At 59.1% G+C, this 4,224-nt stretch carries 5 protein-coding genes and 1 pseudogene; 4 read left to right on the forward strand and 2 right to left on the reverse strand.

The features are described 5' to 3' along the window. From B7449_RS23480 to B7449_RS03285, 4 genes are all read left to right on the forward strand, one after another. On the forward strand, nt 1–227 hold a 227-nt coding region (locus tag B7449_RS23480; protein WP_048883224.1), incomplete at its 5' end, for a type ISP restriction/modification enzyme. Further along, complete coding sequence (locus B7449_RS03275; protein WP_007396367.1) at nt 224–913, forward strand: type ISP restriction/modification enzyme; 690 nt, start codon at nt 224–226, stop codon at nt 911–913. The genes B7449_RS23480 and B7449_RS03275, both read left to right, overlap by 4 nt. A 109-nt stretch (nt 914–1,022) precedes the next feature. Next, nucleotides 1,023–1,745, forward strand: coding sequence for a hypothetical protein (locus tag B7449_RS03280; protein ID WP_235721341.1), 723 nt, complete (start codon nt 1,023–1,025; stop codon nt 1,743–1,745). Next, entirely contained in the window at nt 1,746–2,360 is a 615-nt protein-coding gene (locus B7449_RS03285) for an RES family NAD+ phosphorylase (protein WP_019087516.1), read from the forward strand. Between the two features lie 288 nt (nt 2,361–2,648). On the opposite strand, the gene B7449_RS03290 is transcribed toward B7449_RS03285, so the two are convergent. Both B7449_RS03290 and B7449_RS03295 read right to left on the reverse strand, forming a co-directional pair. After that, on the reverse strand, nt 2,649–3,422 hold the full coding sequence (locus tag B7449_RS03290) for a segregation and condensation protein A (protein ID WP_034931780.1): 774 nt from the start codon (nt 3,420–3,422) through the stop codon (nt 2,649–2,651). Next, nucleotides 3,412–4,224: pseudogene (locus B7449_RS03295) on the reverse strand (transposase); the annotation flags it as partial. The pseudogene B7449_RS03295 and the gene B7449_RS03290, both read right to left, overlap by 11 nt.

The following is a 4,224-nucleotide window of genomic DNA, read 5'->3' on the forward strand; positions in this document are numbered from 1 at the left end:
AGAACAGAACAGAACAGAACAGAACAGAACAGAACAGAACAGAAAAATTATACACTACATTGATAGAGGAGCAAGAAAAAAATCTGGTGATTTGCCTGTCGAGCGGGGGGCAGAAAAATGCCTTCAGCGCCCTGATGTGCAATGCCCTCCCGAGTCTGCATATGGTGGATATCGACGGCACTCAATGCTTTCCGATGTTCCTCTACGAACAGGAGAAAGAACGATGAGCGATATGCAAGGCGACTTCTTTGGGCAGAAACCTTCTCAATCACGAATCGTTCGTCGTGATGCAATTACGGATGAAGGATTGAAGCATTTCCAGAATGCTTATCCGGGTCAGGTCATCACCAAGAAAGACCTATTTTATTATGTCTATGGCCTTCTGCATTCCCCGGATTACCAGGAACGCTATGCGGATACTCTGCGGAAGGAACTGCCACGCATCCCCCGTGTGAAGACATACGAAGCCTTCAAAGCCTTCTCTGAAGCTGGTCGCAGGTTAGGCGAAATACACGTAAATTTCGACAGCCAACCCATCTACAAGGGCGTGCAGATCGATGCGGGAAACAAGCCCCTGACACCCGCCGATTATCGAGTGACACAGATGAAATACGGCAAGGGCAAGGATAAAACCATCCTGCATTACAATGACCGCATTACTGTCACAGGTATCCCTCTCGAAGCCTATGAATACGTGGTGAACGGCAAGCCTGCGCTCGACTGGGTAGTGGAACGTCAATGCGTGAAGACCGACAAGGCCAGCGGTATCGTCAACGACGCCAATGACTGGGCTATCGAAACCATGAACGACCCCCGCTATCCACTGGACCTGTTCCTGCGTGTCATCACGATCAGCCTGGAAACCATGAAGATTGTGAAGAACCTTCCAGCCCTGGAAATTCTGGACAACTGACAGGCTGCTAACAGGTCATGAAAGCATGACGTTAAACGCCATACCTTTACGAACTTATCGGACTTGACAGATTTATCGAAAATGAGAAGAATACGGCAGGAGATACGCCATGCCCCGAGCAACTGCATCCTCTTTCACCACAAAATCGCGCCGCCTTGCGGCGAAAACGCGTAGCGGCGCTGTGGTTCTCAGCGCACGCGGCGTGCAACCCGTTTCCATTCCTGTCGGACGCACTGTGCTGACATCTGTCGCCAGACAGGTGGGAACAGCACGCTCTGTGATCGAAAATCTCGGCCACGCGCTGGCGGAGACCCGGAAAACAGGACGTGGCGTCCGCTTTTCAGTCGAAGTCACGCCCGAAGGTACAGTCCGGATTGTGCATCCTCCAGAGAATCAGGACATTGCAGGCACACAGGCGGCGGAGCGCACGGCCGGTAGCGGTCTGGCGCGCGCGAAGGCGCGTGGCGAGGCGCTGGCCGCCAGCATTCTTGCCCATGAGGATATGGTGACGGCGGAAGAACTGGCGCGGCGCATGGGAACAACCCGTGTCACGGTGAATGCCCGTCGGCACGCTCGCCAGCTGATCGGCCTCGAAGGCCCGACACGCGGTTATCGTTACCCGGCCTGGCAACTCGATCGCGACGGTCGTCCGTTCGCTATCATCCCGAACCTGTTTACCGCGCTTGGCGACAGTCCGTGGACCATTTACCGGTTCCTCACCCAAAGGCACCCTGAACTCGAAGGACGGACTGCAATCGCGGCCTTAGAGAAAGGAGAAGATAAACGCGTCCTCTCGGTCGCGGCCAGTATCGCCGAGGGCACCTTCGCGTAAATGTCGTCCGCAAGCCTACCCCCCAGCAACTTCGACCAAGCTGACCTCGTTGTGACAACAGTACCAGCCGGTACCCGTTATGGGCGCATCCTGTTGCGGCGGTTTTCGGACACTCTGGGTTTCGGCAAGAACGAGAGCCGGTTCAGCGATCCTAGGGATCTGCCGCCACCTGAGCGGTTTGGGGTTCTTTATGTCGGCAGCACCCTGAAGGTTTGTTTCGTGGAAGCCATCCTGCGCGACAGTCGTGATGGCGTAATCGGAGAGCTTCTGCTCGCCGAGCAGGAAATCACCGACCGTGATTATGCGGAGATCGTGGTGGTCACTGATTTGCGGGTTGTCGATCTGCGGAGCGACAATCCCTTAAGGATGGGCATTCCCAGCGATGTAGTCGGCGGGTCGGACCAGCGTCCCGCGCGCCAATGGTCACTCGCACTCCATAACCATCCTGCCAAACCTGACGGTATTCTCTATCCCTCCCGATTGAATGAGGAGATCAATCTGGCAATCTTCGAACGTGCCATTCCAAAACTATCGGAAGCTGCCAGGATGAATCTTAATGGAATCTTCGCACTCGAAGATATTCTCGATCTCTTTCAGGTGGCCATCAGAGAGTGAATAGTCGGAAGCAACGGTCATTGAAGAACTGCCACGACACGCGCAGCTTGAGGCGGCGGTACAGTTCGGACAGCAACATATTGTCAATGCGGCACCATTGCCCCAGATGCGGACCTCTTTGAGGTCACAGGATGCAACGAAAGCCAGGAAATTCTCTAGAACAGGGAAAAGGCTTCCGCTACGTTGCAGAGCGGCATATCGCTGCGCTTGTGCTGCCTTCGGCTGCCGTGCACACCATTCCATCGTGGCGTTGTCCCGCTCATTCCAAAGAGTCTGCAATCGCTAACATCATGCCATGGGAAATACGACCGTATCGATCGATGCGTCTCCCTGCCGCACCAATTCCAGCCCAGCCACAAATGTCGCAGCTACAGCCGCTCGACGAGCGATTAATCCCTCAGGCTCAGCAAACGGCGTCGCAGGAACACAGTCCCATATGCTTCGGAAAGCTCCGTTTCTCATTTTCGCTCGGATAAAGGCCAATGCATCGGTCACACGCCAGTAGGCAGGCACATCAATCCGATAGATCGGAACCGAGAACTCAATCTGCGCCAGTTCCCGCTCCAGTACACTGAGACAGGCTTCCATCAGACTGAAATACGTCCCTTGCCGTACAGAATCACTACGATCCACGTCTGTTCCGCCCCGCGTAAAAACCGACACGCCAAGCTGTGGCTTCGCTTCCAGCCAGTCTGCCGCTGCGCGCATCTGCAACAGCCCTTCAATCTGGCCGACGGTCCGGCGCGCTTCATTTTCGGCAAGCTGTTTTTCTGCCTGGGTGGCAAACAGCAGCCGCGAGCGCAGGAAGACCAGCCGGGCGATCCAGATCACCCAGTCCGCACGCTGCATGAGCGGCGTCGTGCAGGCCAACCGCTCCGCCTCAGCGACAAACTGGGCCGCCAGATCTGCAATGGACAGCACGCCCAGATCCAGACGCTGGCGTTCCGCCAGATCCAGCAGCAGGTCCAGCGGCCCGTCAAACCCCTCGACATGGAACTCGGGCACCGCCGGGCGCGGCCGCCGGCGCGGCGGATCACCCCAGTCTTCCTCGTCAAGTAGCATTGGCGGTCTTCCCGGCATCAGCCCGCGCGTATTGCGGCCGGATGTCGAACACCAGCTCTGGCCAGTCCGTCCGCACCCGGGCCAGCGCCTGCCACGGCGTCCATTCCGCCGACCAGAAGCGGTAGACCAGCCGGGCACTGCGGCGGATGCGCTGGTCGCGCATCCCTTCGACCTCCACCCGGCGCAACGGCAGCAGCGTGCCCCACTGCGCCTGCAGCCATGCCGCCGCCACGCGGGAGTCCGCCCCGGCTTCCAGAATGGGACCCGGAACCGGCACCAGCCGGTGCAGGTCAAACGCGCATGACGGCGTGCCCGCCGCCTGATGCTGCAGGGCAATCCGATGCAGGCGCTCGGACGCCTGGCGCAGCAGCCGGGCCAGCGTCACCGCCTGTGCCCCCTTCCTCGCCATCGGCGCCAGCAGGCGGGCCTGTTCGTAGTCGAAATCCACCTGCCAGGGAATGATCCCCGGACCCTGGGCCGCCGCCCGGAACCGGGCCACCGCGTCCACCGGACCACTTACCGTGAGCGTCGTCCGGACCCAGTCCGGGGCGGGCATTGTCGTGCGTCGGCGCGCCGCCGTCCGGACTGAGGACTCTGGCGGGGACCCGGATTTTGTCCGACGCACCCGGTAGGCCGGGCGATCCGGGCGGCCCAGAGCCCGGTCCAGCACAAACCGGATCCCCGGCACCGACAATGAATCCCCAATCGTGCCATGCGCATCGATCCCCCGGAAGGCTGCCCCCCAGCGCAGTTGCGCAGCATCGCGCCAGGCCGCCCAGTTCCGCACCGGACAGACGGCCGG

Origin of the sequence: Komagataeibacter intermedius TF2 (genome assembly GCF_000964425.1) — a bacterium.
Classification (GTDB): Bacteria; Pseudomonadota; Alphaproteobacteria; order Acetobacterales; family Acetobacteraceae; genus Komagataeibacter; species Komagataeibacter intermedius.

Bases quoted from the DNA above. Each gene is read 5' to 3' on its own strand.
- B7449_RS03275 (WP_007396367.1), top strand. From the start codon at position 224: ATGAGCGATATGCAAGGCGACTTCTTTGGGCAGAAACCTTCTCAATCA.
- B7449_RS03285 (WP_019087516.1), top strand. From the start codon at position 1,746: ATGTCGTCCGCAAGCCTACCCCCCAGCAACTTCGACCAAGCTGACCTC.
- B7449_RS03280 (WP_235721341.1), top strand. From the start codon at position 1,023: ATGCCCCGAGCAACTGCATCCTCTTTCACCACAAAATCGCGCCGCCTT.
- B7449_RS03290 (WP_034931780.1), bottom strand. From the start codon at position 3,422: ATGCTACTTGACGAGGAAGACTGGGGTGATCCGCCGCGCCGGCGGCCG.